Origin of the sequence: Agrococcus baldri (assembly GCA_900114805.1) — a bacterium.
Classification (GTDB): domain Bacteria; phylum Actinomycetota; class Actinomycetes; order Actinomycetales; family Microbacteriaceae; genus Agrococcus; species Agrococcus baldri.
Genome location: FOZN01000001.1, coordinates 775394 through 794009, shown reverse-complemented (window position 1 = coordinate 794009; position 18616 = coordinate 775394). Strand labels below are relative to the sequence as shown.

General features: G+C 72.2%; 16 protein-coding genes and 1 tRNA gene. 11 read left to right on the top strand and 6 right to left on the bottom strand.

What is annotated here, in order from left to right:
* Window positions 1-5 precede the first annotated feature (5 nt).
* Window positions 6-1781, top strand: a complete 1776-nt coding sequence (gene lysS / locus BM288_RS03800) for a lysine--tRNA ligase (RefSeq protein ID WP_092916239.1) — start codon at window positions 6-8, stop codon at window positions 1779-1781.
* 20 nt (window positions 1782-1801) lie between these two features.
* Window positions 1802-2149: a hypothetical protein gene (locus BM288_RS03795; protein WP_092915978.1), complete on the top strand. Its 348-nt coding sequence runs from the start codon at window positions 1802-1804 to the stop codon at window positions 2147-2149.
* A gap of 60 nt (window positions 2150-2209) precedes the next feature.
* On the opposite strand, the gene BM288_RS03790 is transcribed toward BM288_RS03795, so the two are convergent.
* The 3 genes from BM288_RS03790 to BM288_RS03780 are packed head-to-tail and all read right to left on the bottom strand — an operon-like array spanning window position 2210 to window position 4650.
* Window positions 2210-3631 (bottom strand): CPBP family intramembrane glutamic endopeptidase, encoded by a 1422-nt coding sequence (locus BM288_RS03790; RefSeq protein ID WP_092915976.1) that lies wholly within the window; start codon window positions 3629-3631, stop codon window positions 2210-2212.
* Between the two features lie 27 nt (window positions 3632-3658).
* The gene (locus tag BM288_RS03785) at window positions 3659-3907 is read right to left on the bottom strand and encodes a helix-turn-helix domain-containing protein (protein WP_092915974.1); all 249 of its coding nucleotides are present in this window, start codon (window positions 3905-3907) and stop codon (window positions 3659-3661) included.
* Window positions 3907-4650, bottom strand: a complete 744-nt coding sequence (locus tag BM288_RS03780) for a hypothetical protein (RefSeq protein WP_092915972.1) — start codon at window positions 4648-4650, stop codon at window positions 3907-3909. Before BM288_RS03780 ends, BM288_RS03785 begins: the two co-directional genes overlap by 1 nt.
* A 245-nt stretch (window positions 4651-4895) precedes the next feature.
* Here BM288_RS03780 and BM288_RS03775 point away from each other — a divergent pair, with 245 nt between their 5' ends.
* The 5 genes from BM288_RS03775 (at window position 4896) to BM288_RS03755 (ending at window position 13149) form a co-directional block, all read left to right on the top strand.
* Window positions 4896-7376: an ATP-dependent Clp protease ATP-binding subunit gene (locus BM288_RS03775; RefSeq protein WP_092915970.1), complete on the top strand. Its 2481-nt coding sequence runs from the start codon at window positions 4896-4898 to the stop codon at window positions 7374-7376.
* Window positions 7377-7557: 181 nt separating this feature from the next.
* Window positions 7558-10389 (top strand): cell wall-binding repeat-containing protein, encoded by a 2832-nt coding sequence (locus tag BM288_RS03770; RefSeq protein ID WP_092915968.1) that lies wholly within the window; start codon window positions 7558-7560, stop codon window positions 10387-10389.
* 99 nt (window positions 10390-10488) lie between these two features.
* On the top strand, window positions 10489-11001 hold the full coding sequence (locus BM288_RS03765) for an amino-acid N-acetyltransferase (protein WP_092915966.1): 513 nt from the start codon (window positions 10489-10491) through the stop codon (window positions 10999-11001).
* A gap of 25 nt (window positions 11002-11026) precedes the next feature.
* Window positions 11027-11695, top strand: a complete 669-nt coding sequence (locus BM288_RS03760) for a hypothetical protein (RefSeq protein ID WP_092915964.1) — start codon at window positions 11027-11029, stop codon at window positions 11693-11695.
* A gap of 62 nt (window positions 11696-11757) precedes the next feature.
* Window positions 11758-13149, top strand: coding sequence for a pyridoxal phosphate-dependent decarboxylase family protein (locus tag BM288_RS03755; protein ID WP_092915962.1), 1392 nt, complete (start codon window positions 11758-11760; stop codon window positions 13147-13149).
* 40 nt (window positions 13150-13189) lie between these two features.
* Here BM288_RS03755 and radA read toward each other — a convergent pair whose 3' ends face one another.
* A complete protein-coding gene (gene radA, locus BM288_RS03750) occupies window positions 13190-14551 on the bottom strand; it encodes a DNA repair protein RadA (protein ID WP_092915960.1) in 1362 nt (453 codons plus the stop codon).
* Between the two features lie 119 nt (window positions 14552-14670).
* On the opposite strand from radA, the gene BM288_RS03745 reads away from it, so the two are divergent.
* The 3 genes from BM288_RS03745 to BM288_RS03735 all read left to right on the top strand — a co-directional run bounded on the left by BM288_RS03745 (window position 14671) and on the right by BM288_RS03735 (window position 15677).
* Window positions 14671-15039 (top strand): VOC family protein, encoded by a 369-nt coding sequence (locus tag BM288_RS03745; protein ID WP_092915958.1) that lies wholly within the window; start codon window positions 14671-14673, stop codon window positions 15037-15039.
* Window positions 15036-15575 carry a GNAT family N-acetyltransferase gene (locus BM288_RS03740; RefSeq protein ID WP_092915956.1) on the top strand — a complete coding sequence of 180 codons (540 nt, stop codon included), beginning with the start codon at window positions 15036-15038 and terminating at the stop codon, window positions 15573-15575. The genes BM288_RS03745 and BM288_RS03740 overlap by 4 nt, the downstream gene beginning before the upstream one ends.
* A gap of 11 nt (window positions 15576-15586) precedes the next feature.
* Window positions 15587-15677: transfer RNA gene (locus tag BM288_RS03735), tRNA-Ser, on the top strand.
* A gap of 195 nt (window positions 15678-15872) precedes the next feature.
* On the opposite strand, the gene BM288_RS03730 is transcribed toward BM288_RS03735, so the two are convergent.
* Both BM288_RS03730 and BM288_RS14230 read right to left on the bottom strand, forming a co-directional pair.
* A complete protein-coding gene (locus tag BM288_RS03730; RefSeq protein WP_092915954.1) occupies window positions 15873-16568 on the bottom strand; it encodes a LysR family transcriptional regulator substrate-binding protein in 696 nt (231 codons plus the stop codon).
* A gap of 28 nt (window positions 16569-16596) precedes the next feature.
* The gene (locus tag BM288_RS14230) at window positions 16597-17220 is read right to left on the bottom strand and encodes an alpha/beta hydrolase (protein ID WP_143103005.1); all 624 of its coding nucleotides are present in this window, start codon (window positions 17218-17220) and stop codon (window positions 16597-16599) included.
* A 126-nt stretch (window positions 17221-17346) separates the two neighbouring features.
* Between BM288_RS14230 and BM288_RS14225 the strand changes: the two genes are divergently transcribed.
* A complete protein-coding gene (locus BM288_RS14225; RefSeq protein ID WP_143103004.1) occupies window positions 17347-18588 on the top strand; it encodes a hypothetical protein in 1242 nt (413 codons plus the stop codon).
* Window positions 18589-18616: the final 28 nt, after the last annotated feature.

Sequence of the window (18616 nt, the reverse complement as noted above, 5' to 3'; positions counted from 1 at the left end):
CTGAGATGCCTGACGACAGCACCGCCGCCGACACCGGCACGCTCGAGGCCGCCGCCGAGCCCGAGCGGGCCGACTGGGTCTCGCGCCTCGCCGATGACGTGATCGCCGAGGCCGCACGCCGCGGCACCGTGCCCGTCGCCGCATCCGGCATCTCGCCCTCCGGACCGATCCACCTCGGCAACTTCCGCGAGGTGATGAGCCCGCACCTGGTCGTCGACGAGATCCAGCGCCGCGGCCTCGAGGCCGAGCACATCTTCAGCTGGGACGACTACGACCGCTTCCGCAAGGTGCCCGCCGGCATCGAGGGCGTCGACGAGACGTGGAGCGAGCACATCGGCAAGCCGCTCACCAGCGTGCCGGCCCCGCCCGGCAGCGAGCACGAGTCGTGGGCCGCGCACTTCCGCAGTGCCGCCGAGGCCTCCTTCGCCGAGGCGGGCATCCGCTACCGGGGCATCAGCCAGACCGAGCAGTACGCCGCCGGCGCCTACACCGAGCAGATCCTGCACGCCATGCGGCACCGCCGCGAGATCGACGCGATCCTGGCGCAGTTCCGCACCCTGCCCGCCGCCAAGGACGAGGACGAGGAGCTGCAGCGGGCGCTCGACGCGTCCTCCGGCGCGGCCGCCGAGGACGACGGCTCTGCGGGTGTCGAGTCCGGCGGCACCGAGTACTACCCCTACAAGCCCTACTGCACGCGCTGCGGCAAGGACCTCACCACCATCGAGGCCTACGACGACGAGTCGACCGAGATGACCTACTCGTGCCAGTGCGGGCACCGCGAGACGGTGCTGCTGCGGGAGTTCCGCTCGGGCAAGCTGGTCTGGAAGGTCGACTGGCCGATGCGCTGGGCCTACGAGCGGGTCGTGTTCGAGCCCTCCGGCGTCGACCACCAGAGCCCCGGCTCCTCCTTCCAGGTCGGGCTCGAGCTCGCGCCCGTGTTCGGCTGGCAGCGGCCGCTGGGCCCGATGTACGCCTTCGTCGGCTTCGGCGGCGTCGCCAAGATGTCGTCCTCGCGCGGCGGCGCCCCCGTGCCCGCCGACGCGCTCGCGGTGATGGAGGCGCCCGTGCTGCGCTGGCTCTACGCCCGCCGCCGGATGAACCAGTCCTTCGACGTCGCCTTCGGCTCCGAGCTGCAGCGCACCTACGACGAGTGGGACGCGCTGCTTCGCAAGGCCGACGCCGGCACGGCGGGCGAGGCGGAGCTCGCCGCGCTCGAGCGCGCCACCTCGACCGCCCACGAAACCCTGCCGCAGACCCCGCGCCGCGTCGCCTACCGCACCCTCGCATCCATCGTCGACATCACCTTCGGCGACGAGGCGCAGGTGCTGCGGATCCTGGGCGGGCTCGACGCAGAGGATCCGATCACCTCGCTCGACCCGCTGCGCCCGCGGCTCGACAGGGTCGAGGCCTGGGTCGCGACCCACATGCCGGACGAGGAGCACACGGCCGTGCGGGACGCGCCCGACCGGGAGGCGCTCGATGCGCTCACCGAGACCGAGCGCGACGGCGTGCGGCTGCTGCTCGACGGCGGCCAGGGGCTGCCGGCGATCGAGGAGGCGTGGACGCTCGACGGGCTGACGCACCAGGTGTACGGCGTCGCGAAGGTGCAGCGCGGCCTCGAGCCGGGCGCCATGGTGAAGGGCGACAAGGAGCTCTCGGCGGCCCAGCGCGCGTTCTTCGCGCTGCTCTACCGGCTGCTCGTCGGCCGCGAGACGGGGCCGCGCATCCCGACGCTGCTGCTCGCGATCGGCCGCGAGCGGGTGCGCGAGCTGCTCACCTGAGCCGGCGGTAGACTCGAGCCATGCCTGAGAGCTGGTGGGGGAACGCGATCTTCTCGCTCGTGCCGACCATCGTGCTCGGGCTCATCTTCTGGATGGTCATGCGCATGATCCTGCGCGGCGACCGCACCGCGCGCCGCGAGTACGACCGCATCGAGGCCGAGGAGCGCGCCAAGCTGGGCCTGCCGCCGAAGGTCGCTGGCGCATCCACCGGCGCTGCCGCGGGCACGGGCGCAGCCACGGGCGCGGGCGCAACCCCGGGCACCGCCGCCGCGACGGGCGCGGGCGCAACCGCTGGCGCGACCGCGAGTGCGATGCCGGATGCGGTGGTTGAGCCGGTGCACTCGGCCAGCCCGCCCGACCCGCAGTAGTCGTTCCTGCGGCAGTCGCCCGCGCATCGGGCGCGCCTGCGGCAAGCGCCGGCGCTTCGCTCAGTAGGCGCTGGCCGGCGCCGGCTGCTGCGGCGCGACCGGCCGCGGTTCGAGCATGTCGGCGGCGGCGCTGCCGGTGGTGAAGCGCTGCGTCTTCGCCATCGTGAAGTGCACCGCGAGGTAGGCGAGGCCGAGCGCCGCCGCCGTGATGGCGGTCGAGAGCCAGTCCTCGCCCGCGACCGGCTGGCCCGAGAACGCCGAGGTGCCGGTGAGCGCGAGCGGCACCATGATGAACACGTTGTTCGAGGTGTGCAGCACGGACGCCGCCTCGAGACCGCCGGTGCGGTACGTGAGCATCGAGCAGGTGAAGCCGACCAGGGCGAGCTGCAGCGTCGCCGCGATCGACGGATGCGCATGCATGGCACCGAAGAGGAGGCCGGTCGCGACGCCGGTCCAGACCGCGGTGCCGAAGCGGCCGGGGAGCACCCAGGGGCCCACCGCCGCGGCGACGAGCGCAAGCAGCGACAGCCACCAGGTGGCCGGCTGCAGCACCATCACCAGCAGCACCGGCAGCAGCATCACGAGCGCCGGCACGTAGCGGTGCACGCGCCAGCCGCCCATCAGCTGCGGCAGCAGCCCGCGGAAGGTGAACTCCTCGCCGGTCGACTGCAGCGGCGTGGTCAGCAGCACGGCGATGACGAGGCCCCAGTTGGGGTTCCACTGCCATTCGAGCGTGGGATCCATCCAGAGCGAGATGCCGATGTAGACGGCGAAGATCGGCACGATCACCAGCGCCGAGCGGGCCACGGCGCTCCAGCGCCAGCGGCCGACCACGCTCATCGCGAAGCCGGCGGCACCCTTGCCGAACCCCGCCATCGCCACGATCGCTCCGGGGATCATCGCCGCCCACGCCATGTTCACCGCGACCATGCCGAGCGGAGTCGCGACCACAGACTCGATGAAGTCCATGCCCAGCTGGGTCTCGTCGGTCGGCATGGTCGTCGGGTCGAGGGTGGCGAAGAAGTCGACAAGGCCCGGCAGCATCAGGGTGAGCGAGATGATCTGGCCCGCCATGAAGAAGCCGATGGCGATCGCCCAGGCGATGAACCAGCGGCCGACGCGACGCTCGAACGGCCGGAACGCCTGCGGATAGGAGAGGCCCGACATCGGCAGCGCGGCAGGCAGCAGCGCCGGGCGCTTCGGGGCCGGCGGCTGCATGGCGAAGCCTGGCTGGCCATAGGGCGCGGTGCCGTACTGCGGCTGCCCGTACTGGGGCTGCCCGAAGTGGGACTGCCCCTGGGGCTGCCCGTAGCCGGGCGCCGGGGCGCCGAACGGCGGCTGGCCGTACCGACCGAGCGCGCCATGCTGCGGCTGCTGCCCGTACTGCGCGGGTTCTCCGTAGTACTGCCCGTACTGCGGCTGCTGCCCGGCGTCGGGCTGCTGTCCCTGCGGCTGGTCCCAGGGCTGGGGCTGATCGGTCACCGTGCTCCTCGCGTCTTCGCATCGAGGCTATCGAGCGGAGCCTTGCGTTCCGTGAGCGTCGACCGTGAACAGCTCGCCCGGCTGGCACCCGAGCGCGTCGCAGAGCGCGATCAGGGTGGAGAAGCGGATGGCCTTGGCCCGGTCGTTCTTCAGCACCGAGAGGTTGACCAGGCTGACGCCCACCTGCTCGGCGAGCGCCGTCAGGGTGATGCCGCGCTCGACGAGCAGCTCGTCGAGCCGGCAGTGCAGGCGCGAGAGATCCTCCTCCGCGGGCACTAGACGAGGCCCTCCGAGTCGCGCTGCAGCTGACGGCCGTGGCGGAAGACCGTGGCGAGGGCGGCGAGCCCGAAGCCTGCGCCGACGGGCCACAGCGGCACGTCGATCCGGAAGCCGGGCTGCGGCAGCAGCACGGACGGGTCCGCCAGATCGCCCGTCCAGGCTGCGCTCGTCCACGCCAGAGCCTCCTGCGCCGCCATGCTGCCGGCGATGTCGCCGAGCACCTCGGCCAGCAGGCCGCCGACCAGTACGACGACTGCCGTCAGCATCGTCATGCGCTCGAGCAGCGGCGCGAACGGCCGACCGGCGCGCAGCCGCAGGCACCCGACGGCGATCAGCGCCGCGACGGCGCCGGGCACGAGCCAGCCGAGCGCCAGCGCGATCGCCCAGCACAGCCGAGCGCCGAGGCTCAGGTCGGCGATGAGCAGGTCAGCCGAGGAGAAGCCCCCGCCGGCGCGGGTCGCGGTCGTGCCGCCGACCTCTGCGCCCGCGGGCAGCTGCGGCCAGAACTCCTGCACCGGCACGGTGATGCCCACCGGGTTCTGGAGCAGCACGGCGAGCAGGGCGATGATCGCACCGATCGCCGAGAGCACTGCATATCCTGCGGCGACGATCAGCGCCGTGGTCACGACGGCGCCCGAGCCTCCGTCGCGCCGCGCGCGCACACCGACCACCAGCAGCGCGATCGCGCCCAGCAGCAGCGTGGCCATGACGATGCCTGTCATGCCTGCGATCGCGCTCATGGCAACTCCCATCCCTGTCGATCCGAGCCCGCCGACGCTGCGCCGAACGTTATCGATCATCGTTGTTATCGATTGTCGATACGGTAGCGGCGAGCCGTGACGAGCGCAAGGGGGATGTGCGCACGGCGGCCACGACGCATCCGTCTGTCTCGGTCTGTGTCGTCCCGCGTCGCGCCGACAGCGAACAGCCGCACGCCGCCCCCGCGCCCGCGGCTACGCTCGGGAACCAAGGAAGGGAGGCAGCGATGTTCGAGAGATTCACCGACCGCGCTCGCCGCGTCGTGGTGCTCGCCCAAGAAGAGGCGAAGCTGCTGAACCACAACTACATCGGCACGGAGCACATCCTGCTCGGCCTCATCCACGAGGGCGACGGCGTCGCCGCGAAGGCGCTCGAGCAGCTGGGCATCTCCCTCGATGCGGTGCGCTCGCAGGTGCAGGACATGATCGGCTCCGGCAGCCAGCAGACCTCCGGGCACATCCCGTTCACGCCGCGCGCCAAGAAGGTGCTCGAGCTGAGCCTGCGCGAGGCGCTGCAGCTCGGCCACAACTACATCGGCACCGAGCACGTGCTGCTCGGCCTCATCCGTGAGGGCGAGGGCGTCGCAGCCCAGGTGCTCGTCAAGCTGGGCGCCGACCTCAACCGCGTGCGGCAGACCGTCAACCAGCTGCTCGCCGGGTACCAGGGCAAGGAGTCGACCACGGTCGGCGGCGACCAGACCGTGCAGTCGGACGCCAAGGGCTCGCAGATCCTCGACCAGTTCGGGCGCAACCTCACGCAGGCCGCGCGCGACGGCAAGCTCGACCCGGTGATCGGGCGCGAGAAGGAGATCGAGCGGGTCATGCAGATCCTCTCCCGCCGCTCCAAGAACAACCCGGTGCTCATCGGTGAGCCCGGCGTCGGCAAGACCGCCGTCGTCGAGGGGCTCGCGCAGGCGATCATCAAGGGCGAGGTGCCCGAGACGCTCAAGGACAAGCAGGTCTACACGCTCGACCTCGGCTCGCTGATCGCGGGCAGCCGCTACCGCGGTGACTTCGAGGAGCGCCTGAAGAAGGTGACGAAGGAGATCCGCACCCGCGGCGACATCATCACCTTCATCGACGAGATCCACACGCTCGTCGGCGCCGGTGCCGCAGAGGGCGCGATCGACGCCGCGAACATCCTGAAGCCGCTGCTCGCCCGCGGCGAGCTGCAGACCATCGGCGCGACCACCCTCGACGAGTACCGCAAGCACTTCGAGAAGGATGCCGCGCTCGAGCGCCGGTTCCAGCCCATCCAGGTGAACGAGCCGTCGGTCGCCCACACGATCAACATCCTCAAGGGGCTGCGCGACCGCTACGAGTCGCACCACAAGGTGACGATCACCGACGGCGCGCTCGTGGCAGCGGCGAACCTCGCCGACCGCTACGTGCAGGACCGCTTCCTGCCCGACAAGGCGATCGACCTGATCGACGAGGGCGGCGCCCGACTGCGGCTGTCGATCCTCTCGGCCCCGCCGGAGCTGCGCGAGTTCGACGAGAAGATCGCCGACGTGCGCAGCCGCAAGGAGGGCGCCATCGAGGGCCAGGACTTCGAGGCCGCGGCACGGCTGCGCGACGAGGAGAAGGAGCTGCTCGGCGAGCGGCTGCGCCTCGAGAAGAAGTGGCGCTCGGGCAACGGCGGCCCCACCGGCGTGCTCGACGAGGGCGTGATCGCCGAGGTGCTCGCGAACGCGACCGGCATCCCGGTGTTCAAGCTCACCGAGGAGGAGTCGGCTCGCCTGGTCTTCATGGAGAAGGCGCTGCACCAGCGCGTCATCGGCCAGGAGGAGGCCGTCAGCGTGCTGGCGAAGACCATCCGCCGTCAGCGCGCCGGCCTCAAGGACCCCCGCCGCCCCTCGGGCTCGTTCATCTTCGCCGGCCCCACGGGCGTCGGCAAGACCGAGCTCGCGAAGGCGCTCGCGGAGTTCCTCTTCGACGACGAGGACGCCCTGATCTCGCTCGACATGTCGGAGTTCAGCGAGAAGCACACCGTCTCGCGGCTCTTCGGCGCCCCTCCCGGGTTCGTCGGCTTCGAAGAGGGCGGCCAGCTCACCGAGAAGGTGCGCCGCAAGCCGTTCTCGGTGGTGCTCTTCGACGAGATCGAGAAGGCGCACGTCGACATCTTCAACTCGCTGCTGCAGATCCTCGAGGAGGGTCGTCTCACCGACGGCCAGGGCCGCGTGGTCGACTTCAAGAACACCGTCATCATCATGACGACCAACCTCGGCACCAAGGACATCTCCGGTGGCCCGGTCGGCTTCGTGCTGGAGGGCGACTCGGAGAACGACTACGAGCGGATGCGCGGCAAGGTCCGCGAGGAGCTCAAGAAGAACTTCAAGCCGGAGTTCCTCAACCGCGTCGACGAGATGATCGTCTTCCCGCAGCTGAGCTCCGAGGAGCTGCTGCAGATCGTCGACCTCTTCGTCGGCCGCCTGGCCGAGCGCCTGCTCGACCGCGACATGACGATCGAGCTGACGAAGCCAGCCAAGCAGCGCCTGATCGAGATCGGGCACGACCCGGCGCTCGGCGCCCGGCCGCTGCGCCGCGCGGTGCAGCACGAGATCGAGGATGTGCTGAGCGAGAAGATCCTGCACGGCGAGCTGGGGGCGGGGGAGCACGTGACGGTGGACTTCGCCGACAACGCGTTCATCTTCACGCACACCAGCCCGGAGCAGCACGAGCCGGAGCTCGAGGCGGCCGACGCCTGATCGGCTGCCTGCACGAGAAGGGGATCCCGAGAGGGGTCCCCTTCTCGCTGTTTCCGGCGAAGGTCAGCCAGTGTTCACCTGCCGGCAAGTTTTGGGCCTCGCGCTCACCCTCGGAATTTCCTAGGGTGGACCTGGGCGCACACTGTGCGCCTTCCGCATCCATGGCAACGGAGACACTGTGATGAAGCACTTCAAGCGCAATACCGCGGTTGGCGCCGCCTGCGCACTCGGACTCGGGCTGATGGTCGCCCCGCAGGCCGCGGTGGCAGCGCCGATCGACCCAGCGACGACCGCCGTCGTCAACCTGATCCACATCAATGACTTCCACGGGCGCGTCGAGAGCCCGCTGACCGTGAACTTCGCCGGCGTCGTCGAAGACCTGCGAGCGGCGTACCCCACAGGCTCGTTGCTGACCGGCGGCGGCGACCTGATCGGCGCGTCGAACTTCACCTCCGGCTCGCAGGACGACGTGCCCACGATCGACGTGCTGAACGCGCTCGGGCTCGACGCTTCGACGGTCGGCAACCACGAGTTCGACCGGGGCGTCGCCGACCTCACCGATCGGGTGATGCCGCTGGCTGACTGGACCTATCTCTCGGCCAACGTGACGCTCGATGGCGCGCCGATCGGGCCTGCGTACGCGACCTACGAGATCGATGGCATGACCGTCGGCGTGGTCGGCGCGGTGACGGAGGAGACAGCCTCGCTGGTGTCGCCCGGCGGCATCGTCGGGGTGGAGTTCGCTCCGGTCGCCGAGACGATCAACCGGGTCGCCGCTGAGCTCAGCGACGGCGATGCGTCGAACGGTGAGGCCGACATCGTCGTCGCCGAGCTGCACGACCACGGCCTCGCCTACGACACGGAGTTCTCAGCCAATGTCGACGTGGTCTTCAACGGCCACACGCACCAGGCGTATGCCGAGCTGCGGCCCGTGCCGGGCGAAGCCGGCGTCATGCGCCCGTTCGTGCAGTCCGGCGAGTACGCCGGTCACGTCGGTCACGTGGTGCTCGAAGTCAACCGCTCGACGGGGGTGATCACGCCGACCACGGTCGAGAACGTCGCCACCCCGGATGTGGACGGCTCGGCGTACATCGCCAAGTACCCGCGCGTCGCCGAGATCGCGACGATCGTCGACGCCGCAGAGGATGCGGCCGCTGTCGCGGGCAACGTGCAGGTCGGCACCATCAGCGCCGACATCACCGTGCCGCTCCAGGATCGCGGCAACCGCGCCGAGGAGTCGACGATGGGCGAGCTGGTGGCGAACATGTATCGCGACCAGGTGGCACCGGAGTCGCGTGGTGGCGCGGAGATCGGCGTCGTCAACCCCGGCGGTCTGCGAGACAACCTGCTCTTCGCCGCGAGCGAGGAGGAGACCGCTGACGGCATCGTCCGGCTGGCCGAGGCCAATGCGGTGCTGCCCTTCATCAACAACCTCGGCAGTGTGACCCTCACGGGTGCGCAGTTGGACGAGATGCTGGAGCAGCAGTGGCAGCGCAATGCCGATGGCAGCACCGCCGGCATCTCGCGCCCGTACCTGCAGCTGGGCATCAGCGACAACGTCACCTACATCTCCGACCCGAGCCGCGCCCTGAACGACCGTGTCAGCGACGTTCGCATCGACGGAGTCCCGGTCACGGCTGAGCAGGAGATCCGAGTCGCGACCGCGTCGTTCCTGCTCGACGGCGGCGACAACTTCTGGGTGTTCCCAGAGGGCGCGGACCGCCGTGACTCCGGGCTCGTCGACCTCGACGCGTTCACCGCGTACCTGGCCGACAACCCCGGCATCGGGCCGGACTGGACGGTGAACCACATGGACGTGACGGGTCTGCCGGTCGCCGCCGAGAAGGGTGGCGAGGTGACCATCCAGGTCAGCCAGATCGACCGCATCCGCTCGACGGGCGCCGTGCCCTCGACGACGCTCGAGGTGCTCAACGGCGCCGGCGAGGTGGTCGGCTCGGGCGACGTGGTCGTGACGAACGACGCCCAGGGCGCGCCGCTGCGCAGCTCGGCCGAGGTCACGTTCATCGCTGACGCGGCGGAGGCGGGGCTCGCGACGTTCACGCTGCGCGCTGACAACGGCACCGAGATCCCGTTCCAGCTCGAGGTGCTCCCGACCGACCGCATCGCAGGCGAGAACCGCTTTCTGACGGCCGTCGAGATCTCGAAGGACGTCTACCCCGAGGGTGCACCGGTCGTCTACGTCGCCAGCGGCGAGGTCTGGCCGGACGCGCTGACGGCCGGTCCCGCTGCCGCGCACGAGGGCGGCCCGCTGCTGCTCGTCCGCAAGGGCGAGGCTCCCGCGGTCGTGCTGGACGAGATCGCGCGACTGGGCGCTGAGCGCGTCGTCATCGTCGGCGACCAGCCGTCGGTGAGCGCCGAGGTCGAGACGGCCATCGACGCCATCGCGACGGTCACGACGACCGACCGGGTCGCCGGGCAGAACCGCTTCGAGACCAGCCGCTTGGTCGCGGAGTACGCGTTCGAGACGGCAGGCGGCGCATACGTCGCCACCGGCCTGCGGTTCCCCGACGCGCTGTCGGCCGGCGCCGCCGCCGGGCACCTGGCATGGCCGTTGGTGCTGGTCGACACGCGGACGGAGATCCCGGCCGCGACGATCGCGACGCTCGACGCGCTCGGCGTCCAGAACGTGCGCGTCGCCGGCTCCGCCGACGCCGTGCCGTCCTCGAACGCCGGCGACCTCGTCGACGCCGGTTACAGCGTCGCCCGCCAGGGTGGTGCCAACCGGTTCATCACGAGCGCGATCGTGACGCTGGGGGCATTCGACGCCGCGCCCAGCGGCGCCTACCTCGCCACCGGCCAGCTGTTCCCGGACGCTCTCGCGGGCGGCGCCGCGGCAGGAGCCCAGGGCGCGCCGCTGCTCATCACCCGCGAGGGCTGCGTGCCGCAGCCGGTGCTGGACGCGCTGGACGCGCTGGCGCCGACCTCGATCACGCTGCTCGGCGGGGAGCCGTCGCTCAGCCTGAACACGGCGCGACTGATCAGCTGCGGCTGAGGACCGCACGGTGAGGAGGGGCGGGGCTTCGGTTCCGCCCCTCTTGCGCGCTTCGGTGCGTGCGCATCGCGCCATCGCTCCCGCGTAGGCTCGGGGACTGTGACCACCGACGCATCCGCCATCACCGTGCGGCCCGCCCGCACGAGCGACGTGCGGGGGATGCAGCGGCTCATCGAGCCCTACGTGCAGCGCCGCATCCTGCTCGGCAAGGAGCTCGTCACGCTCTTCGAGGCGGTGCAGGAGTTCGTGGTCGCCGAGCGCGACGGCGAGCTGGTCGGCTGCGGCGCGCTGCACGTGCTCTGGGAGGACCTGGGCGAGGTGCGCACCATCGCCGCTGCGGAGGGCGCCGTCGGCAAGGGCGTCGGCCACGCCATGCTCGACGCGCTCGAGCACCGCGCGCGGCACCTCGGACTGACGAGGCTGTTCTGCCTCACGTTCGAGACGGACTTCTTCGGCCGGCACGGCTACGAGGAGGTCGACGAGCACGTGGTGCCGCCCGAGGTCTTCGCCGAGCTGCTGCGCTCGGCCGACGGCGGTGTCGCCGAGTTCCTCGACCTCGCGCACGTCAAACCCAACACGCTCGGCAACACGCGCATGCTCAAGCGCCTCTGAGCCCGCTCTCGCCTACCCTGGATCAGTGAGCAAGGGACCCTCAGCACAGCGCCGCGCGGCCGTGCGTCGACGCCGCACGCTGCTGGCGCTGCTCGTGCTGATCGTCGTGGCTGCCGTCGCGCTGTTCATCTGGCGCCCCTGGGCGGCCAGCGAGGCGCCGCCGTCGCCGGCACCTAGCGAGAGCGCGCCGGAGTCGCCCGCTGCGGACGAGGCGGAGCTGAGCGAGACGCCCCAGCCGACCGAGACGCAGCCGTTCACGCCGATCGGCGGCAACCCGACCGCGGATGCGGGCGAGCCATGTGTCACCGAGCAGGTGCGCATCACGCCGCAGACCGATCACAGCACGTACGCCGCCGACGAGCCCGTGCAGCTCTCGTTCACGATCGAGAACACCGGCGAGGAGGCCTGCTCGCTCAACGCCGGCACGAGCGTGCAGGAGTACGAGATCCGCACCGGCGACGAGCTCGTCTACCGCTGGTCGGACTGCGCGGCCGACGTGCAGGACAGCGTCGCGACGCTCGAGCCCGGCGCCCCGCAGACGACCGTGCCGATCGAGTGGGACCGCACCCGCTCGTCCGCGGACAGCTGCACCTCTGAGCGCGCGCCGGTCACCGCCGGCGGTGCCGCCTACAACCTCAGCGTGCAGGTCGGCGACTACGCGAGCCAGGAGAGCCGGCAGTTCATCCTGGAGTAGTGCGCGGCCGGCAGCCGAGATCGAGGCTGTCGGGTGCGCGGCAGCGGGTCTACGATCGGCCCATGTCGGCCCCCGGGGATGCCTACCGCGAGCCGCTCGATCGCGCCCGACTCCACGCACAGGCCTGGCTCGACGCGGTGCCCGAGCGGCACGTCGGTCCCGCGGTCGACGTCAACCGGCTGGTGCCGCAGTTCGCGAGAGCGCTGCCCGAGGGGCCGAGCGCCGCCGGCGCCGTGGTCGACGAGCTCGCGGCGTTGAGCGAGCCGGGTCTGATGGCGATGCAGTCCGGCAGGTTCTTCGGCTGGGTGATCGGCGGCACGCTGCCGGTGGCGCTGGCCGCCGATTGGCTCGTCAGCGCGTGGGATCAGAACGCCGGGATGCGCTTCGCGACGCCCGCCACCGCAGCCATCGAGGAAGCCGCAGGCGGGTGGCTGCTCCAGCTGCTCGGGCTGCCGCACGGGAGCGACGTCGGCTTCACGACCGGCGCGACCATGGCGAGCTTCGTCGGGCTCACCGCAGGCCGCCAGCACCTGCTGCAGCGAGCGGGGTGGGACCTCGATCGCGACGGTCTGTTCGGTGCGCCTCGCGTGCGCGTGCTGGTGGGCGCGCAGCGGCACGACGTGATCGACCTGGCGCTGCGCTACCTGGGGCTCGGAGCGCCCGAAGTCGTGCCGGCCGACGCCGAGGGCCGCATGCTGCCGGATGCGCTCGCCGAGGCGCTGGACGCGCACCCCGGACCGAGCCTGGTCTGCCTGCAGGCCGGCAACCTCCATTCGGGCGCATTCGACCCGATCGGCACGGCGACGGCGATCGCGCACGACCGCGACGCCTGGGTGCATGTCGATGGCGCCTTCGGGCTGTGGGCTGCGGTGAGCCCGCGCTGGGCGGAGCACCTCGAGGGCCTCGCGCACGCGGACTCGTGGGCGACGGATGCGCACAAGACGCTCAATGTGCCGTACGACTGCGGTGTCGCGATCGTCGCGCGGCCGGAGGCGAGTCGCGCCGCGCTGGGCCTGCACACGAGCTACCTGATCTCGGACGATCACGGGCCCGGCGACCCGTTCGAGAAGGTGCCGGAGCTCTCGCGCCGTGCTCGCGGCATCCCGGTGTGGGCGGCGCTGCGATCGCTCGGGCGCTCGGGCGTCGTCGAGCTCGTGGAGGGGCTCGCCGACGCGGCGCTCGCGCTCGCGGACGGCATCTCCGCCATCCCGCACGCCGAGGTGCTCAACGACGTCGTCTTCACCCAGGTCTGCATCAGCTTCGGCTCCGACGAGCGCACCCGCCGCGTCACGCAGCTGCTCATCGACGACGGCACCGCGTGGATGTCGGGCTCACAGTGGCGGGATCGTGCTGTGCTGCGGATCTCGGTGAGCAACTGGGCCACCGACGACGACGACGTGCGGCGCTCGGTCGATGCGGTCGCTCGAGCGGCCGCGCGGGTGCCGCACCCGTGAGCGGGCGCCGCCGGCATCGGAGCGCCGCAGCGCAGCGGCTCTAGAACTCGGGGACGGCGACCGGTCGCTGCGCCGGCGCCGATTCGCTGCGGCCCTGCCTGATCGCCTCGGGGACGGCGTTTCGCACCAGCCCGACGGCGTCGTCCACGACGCGCGTGTAGCCGAGGCGCCTGGCCTCCTGCACGCGGCGGCCCGCCGCCGAGGCCGCGCGGATCTCTCCCGCCAGCGAGATCTCGCCGATGGCCGCGAGGCGGCGGGGGAGCGCGACGCCGTGCTCGGCGCTCGCGATGGCGAGCGCGATCGCCAGGTCGGCGCCCGGCTCGGTCAGCTTGATGCCGCCGACGGTCGAGACGTAGACGTCCTTGCCGCCCAGGTGCAAGCCGGAGTGCCGCTCGAGCACCGCGAGCACCATCGCCACGCGCGACGCGTCGACGCCGTTCACGACCCGGCGCGGCTGCGGCGTCGAGGCCGCGACCACGAGCGCCTGCACCTCCACCGGGATCGCCCGCCGCCCCTCGAGGGCGACGGTCACGCAGGTGCCCGCCAGCGGCGTCGTCGAACGCGAGAGGAACAGGCCGGAGGGATCGGGCACCTCGACGATGCCGTCGCCGGTCATCTCGAAGCAGCCCACCTCGTCGGTCGCGCCGAAGCGGTTCTTGGAGGCGCGCACGAACCGCAGCGCCGTCTGCCGATCGCCGTCGAAGTGCGCGACGACGTCGACCAGGTGCTCGAGCAGCCGCGGCCCGGCGACCGTGCCGTCCTTGGTGACATGCCCGACCAGCAGCAGCGGCACATCCGCCTCCTTGGCCGCACGCGTGAGCGCGGCCGCCACGTCGCGCACCTGGCTGGGGCCGCCGGCGAGGCCGTCGTTGTCGGCGTTCGCGACCGTCTGCACCGAGTCGACGATCACGAGCTCCGGCTGCGTCTCGACGAGCTGCCCGAGGATGGTCGCCAGGTCGGTCTCGCTGGCGAGATAGAGCTGCGGCTCGAGCGCCCCGGTGCGCTCGGCGCGCAGCCGCACCTGCGCGAGCGACTCCTCGCCGGAGACGTAGAGCACCCGCCTGCCGGCGGCCGCGGCCTTCGCGGCGACGGCCAGCAGCAGCGTCGACTTGCCCACGCCCGGCTCGCCCGAGCACAGCACCACCGCGCCCGGCACGATCCCGCCGCCGAGCACGCGATCGAACTCGCCGATCCCGGTCGGCCACCGGGGCGCATCCGTCGTCTGCAGCTCGGTGATCGGCCGTGCGCCGCGGCCGGCGGGCACGGTGGCGGGGCGGATGCGCGTCACCGATGCGCCGACCTCCTCGACGGTGCCCCACTGCTGGCACTCACCGCAGCGGCCGACCCATTTCAGGGTCGACCAGCCGCACTCGGAGCAGCGGAACGCGGGAGCCTTGGCCATGCCTGCGAGGCTACCGGCGACCGGTGACGCCCCGGGCCGGCACCGTGCCCACCTGTCAGCAGCGTGCCTGCGCGCGGACTGGGAGCACCATCGGCGGGCGACCCAGTACCTTTGGCCTCATGCTCAGTGTCGGCTCGATCGTGATCCGCTGCAGCGACCTCGATCGCCAGCTGCTGTTCTGGACGGCAGCGCTCGACTACGAGCCCCGTGTGCCGCTCGACGAGGGGTTCGCGCTGCTGCGCCCGCGCTCCGGCGAGGGGCCGAACGTCTCCCTCGACGCCGTGCCCAGCGAGCGCATCCTGCCGCCGCGCATCCACCTCGACCTGTATGCCGACGACCAGGCTGCAGAGGTCGACCGGCTCGAGTCGCTCGGCGCGCTGCGCGTGCACTGGCCGAAGCGCCCGCGGGGCGCCGACTACGTGATCATGGAGGATCCGGAGGGCAACCGGTTCTGCGTGGTCGACGCGGCACCTGGCGACGCGGCATGACCGCCAACATCCGCGACGCGACGGTCGACGACGTCGCCGGCATCGCGAGAGTGCGGGTCGAGACCTGGCGGGCGGCCTACGACGGCCTGGTGCCGCAGGAGATCCTCGACCGCATGGACATCGAGCGCGAGACCGCCCGCCGCATGGAGCACTGGGATGACATGCACGCGGATGCGCGCTGCCACGACCTGGTGGCGGTGGCCGACGGCGAGGTGGTCGGCTGGGCCATGTGCGGGCCGGCGCGCGATGCGGACGCCCCCGCGACGGGTGAGGTGTACGCGATCTACGCGCACGCCTCGCGGTGGTCGCGCGGCGTCGGCAACGCGCTGCTGCTGGAGCTCGAGCGGCGGCTGATCGCCGACGGGCACGCGAACGCCTATCTGTGGCGGCTGGTCGGCAACCATCGCGCCGACCACTTCTACGAGGCCCACGGCTGGCACGCCGACGGCGGCGAGAAGTCGGAGGAGGGCATGCGCGAGCTGCGGCACGTGCGGGTGCTGGGCCAGGCGTTGGCGCCGGGTTCTGCGCTCGTGTAAGATATTCCCTTGGTGGCGTGTCCGAGCGGCCGAAGGTGCGACTCTCGAAAAGTCGTGTAGGGCAACCCCCTACCGTGGGTTCAAATCCCACCGCCACCGCCAAACCGCGTCTTTGCTCTCGCCAGCAAGGGCGCGGTTTTCGTTGCGCCCCGTCGCTCCGAGCAGCAGCCCGACCGGCAGCGGCAGCTCTCCAAGCACCTCCACCGTGCGCCCGGGCTCAGCCCGGGTGTCGCTCCGCCGCGGATCGGCAGCTGGGCGCCCTCCGGGCGGTGACGACGGGCGGATGCCTCGTGGTCGTCAGCGGCGCCGGCCGGGCCCCGCTCGGCCCGAGCGGCCGGGGCCGCCGGGGCGGCGCGGCCGGTTGGAGCCGGGCTTGGGCTGCGGCTTCGAGGGGCGCGGCTTGGCGCCCGTGGCCGCGTTGCCGGGCTCGACCCGGTGCTCGCGATCGGCGCGGTCGCCTCGCGAGGAACCGGCCCGGCGACCGCGCGCGATGCCGATGAGCTCCTGGTGCAGCGGTGAGTCCGCCGCCTCCAGCCAGGCGAGCGCGATCGTCGTCGACGGCAGGTCGGTCACGACGCGATGGCGGGTCTCCGCGCCGCCGAGCGCGCGCGCGACCGACATCGGCACGACCGCGAGCCCGGCACCCGTCGCGACGGTCTCGAGCAGCTGCGCCAGGCTCATGCCGCCCTGCTCGAGCATCGGCTCGCCGTCGAGGTCGGCGCTCGTGACGGTCTCGAAGGCGACGATCGGGTGGCCCTTCGCCGCCACCACCACCGGCAGCTCGTCGTAGAGCCGCACGATGTGCAGGCCCTCCTCGGCGATGGGGAGCCGGGCCAGGACGGCATCGGCGCGCCCCTCCACGAGCGCGGCCACCGCATCCGCCTCGTCCACCTCGACCAGCACGGCGGGCACGCCCGGCACGCGCTCGCGCCACACGCGCAGCCACTTCGCCGGCGTCACCCCCGGCACACCGCCCAGCCTGAACCGCTCCATGCGCTCAGTCTGCCGTGCGCGCGGGCCCTCAGGCTGCAGCGCGCTGCAGGAAGGCGACCACGTCGGCGAGCTCCTCTGCGACGATCGAGTGCGCGCGGTGATACGTGCGGCGGTCGACGTCGAAGTGCGCGTCGAGCCACGGTGCCGAGCGCTCGATCTTGTCGCGGTGGATGACCTCGTCGAGGTCGCCGATGGTCGTCAGCAGCGGGATGCGCGGCTGCTTCGCAGCCAGCGCCGCATCGCCGGGCAGCTCGCCGGCGTGCACGAACGAGGCGAGGTGGGCGATCGAGGCGAAGCGATCGGGAGCGATGCGCGCGAGCTGCACCGCCATCGCGCCGCCCTGCGAGAAACCCAGCAGATGCACGCGCGAGAAGCGCCGCTCGAGGCCGTCGAGCCAGGCGAGCACCGCGTGCGCGGCCTCGTCGATGACGGCGTGGTCGTCGCTGTCGACGGGCGAGAACTCGAACCAGGCGAAGCCGCCGCCGTACGCGATCGGGGCGCGCAGGGAGGCGACCGTGAGGTGCGCCGGCAGGTGCGGGGCGAGGCCGAACAGGTCGCCCTCGTGCGAGCCGATGCCGTGCATGACCACGAGCAGCTCGCCGTCGGGCTCGCCCTCGCGCCAGCGGACGACGTCCGCGTCGATCTCCAGCATGGAATGCCCCTCTCGCGGGAGTCGCGTGCCGACGTCCCCGTCTCGGCAGCGCCGCAGGGCCGCCGCGTATTCCGCCGTGGCGCCCCCGAGCGGCGAGCACCCTCGGCAACACCGTAGCCTCGAACCATGACGAACACGTCGGCGACCACCCGGGTGCTGGGCACGGTCGGGGCCTCGTCGCGCGGCGGGAGCGGCCGCCGCGCACGACCGCGCGGCCGTGCCGCGCGCATCAGCCGCGTCGTCTCGCTCGACGCCGCTCGCGGCCTGCTCGTGCTCGCGACGGTCTTCTGGCTCGCCGCCCCCCGCCGGCCCTTCCCGGTCTCGGAGCCCTGGGGCGCGATCGGCATCGACGCGATCGTGCTGCCCGCGTTCGCCGTGGTGCTCGGCTGCGCGTTCGCGATGGCGCAGCACCGCCACTGGATGAGCGGCGGCCGCATGATCCGCCGCACCCTGCTGCTGCTGCTGCTCGGCCTGCTGATCGCCGCCGCTGCCGCGCTCATCGGCGGCGCAGCGGCCGGCATCCCGTTCGACCCGGAGGCCGGCACCCTCGGCGGCCTGGAGCGCATGGCCGTCGCCGGACCCCTCGTGCAGCTGGGGGTGGCGATCGCCGCGCTCGGCTTCCTCGGCATGCTCGCGCGCAGCTGGTCGGGCTGGTCGCTCGCCGTCGCCGTCGCCACCGCCATCGGTGCGGGCACGCTCTGGCTCAGCACCAGCCTGTGCGGCGAGCTGAGCGACCGCTGCAGCCCCGCGACCCTCATCGTCACCGGGGTGGCGGATGCGGCGGGCACCACCGCAGACCCGCTCATCACCGCTGGGGTCACCACCGTCGTCGCCGGGCTCGGCCTGGCGCTGCCGGCAGCCGCCGGCGCCGCGCTCGTGCACGCGCTGCTGCGTGCCCGCAGCGTCACCGCCCACCAGCGCGGCCGCGTGATCGGCTACGGGCTGCTGGCGGCACTGCTGTTCGGCGTGCTCAGCGTGCTCGCCTACTTCACGCCCACGGTGTGGGGCCAGCAGCCGCTGCAGCCGGCGACCGCGCTCTGGACGCCCCCGCTCACCCTCGCGGTCGCGACGCTGGCCGGCCTGCTCGCGACCGCGATGCATCCGGCGATCGACACCGACCTGCGCGGCGGCACCTCCGCACTGGGCATGTTCGCCGAGCCCTTCGCCGCCATCGGCCGCATCAGCCTGCTGGCGGTCGGCACCACGCTCGCCGCCCGCACGCTGCTGGAGGCCATGTCGCCCAGCCCGGTCGAGGCCTTCGCGCGGCTGGGAGACATCCCCTCGATCGCGCTCGGGCTGGTGGTGGTGGCGCTGTGGCTGACGCTCGCGCTCTGGGCCGATCGCGCAGGCCGGCGCCTGCGTCCCTGAGCGCATCCCGCCGCGCAGCCGGGCACAA

What these genes read in the sequence shown, in the direction of transcription:
- BM288_RS03755 (WP_092915962.1), top strand. Translation starts at nt 11,758, where the DNA reads ATGTCGGCCCCCGGGGATGCCTACCGCGAGCCGCTCGATCGCGCCCGA.
- BM288_RS03740 (WP_092915956.1), top strand. Translation starts at nt 15,036, where the DNA reads ATGACCGCCAACATCCGCGACGCGACGGTCGACGACGTCGCCGGCATC.
- BM288_RS03780 (WP_092915972.1), bottom strand. Translation starts at nt 4,650, where the DNA reads ATGAGCGCGATCGCAGGCATGACAGGCATCGTCATGGCCACGCTGCTG.
- radA (WP_092915960.1), bottom strand. Translation starts at nt 14,551, where the DNA reads ATGGCCAAGGCTCCCGCGTTCCGCTGCTCCGAGTGCGGCTGGTCGACC.
- BM288_RS03770 (WP_092915968.1), top strand. Translation starts at nt 7,558, where the DNA reads ATGAAGCACTTCAAGCGCAATACCGCGGTTGGCGCCGCCTGCGCACTC.
- BM288_RS03775 (WP_092915970.1), top strand. Translation starts at nt 4,896, where the DNA reads ATGTTCGAGAGATTCACCGACCGCGCTCGCCGCGTCGTGGTGCTCGCC.
- BM288_RS03795 (WP_092915978.1), top strand. Translation starts at nt 1,802, where the DNA reads ATGCCTGAGAGCTGGTGGGGGAACGCGATCTTCTCGCTCGTGCCGACC.
- lysS (WP_092916239.1), top strand. Translation starts at nt 6, where the DNA reads ATGCCTGACGACAGCACCGCCGCCGACACCGGCACGCTCGAGGCCGCC.
- BM288_RS03730 (WP_092915954.1), bottom strand. Translation starts at nt 16,568, where the DNA reads ATGGAGCGGTTCAGGCTGGGCGGTGTGCCGGGGGTGACGCCGGCGAAG.
- BM288_RS14230 (WP_143103005.1), bottom strand. Translation starts at nt 17,220, where the DNA reads ATGCTGGAGATCGACGCGGACGTCGTCCGCTGGCGCGAGGGCGAGCCC.
- BM288_RS03745 (WP_092915958.1), top strand. Translation starts at nt 14,671, where the DNA reads ATGCTCAGTGTCGGCTCGATCGTGATCCGCTGCAGCGACCTCGATCGC.
- BM288_RS14225 (WP_143103004.1), top strand. Translation starts at nt 17,347, where the DNA reads ATGACGAACACGTCGGCGACCACCCGGGTGCTGGGCACGGTCGGGGCC.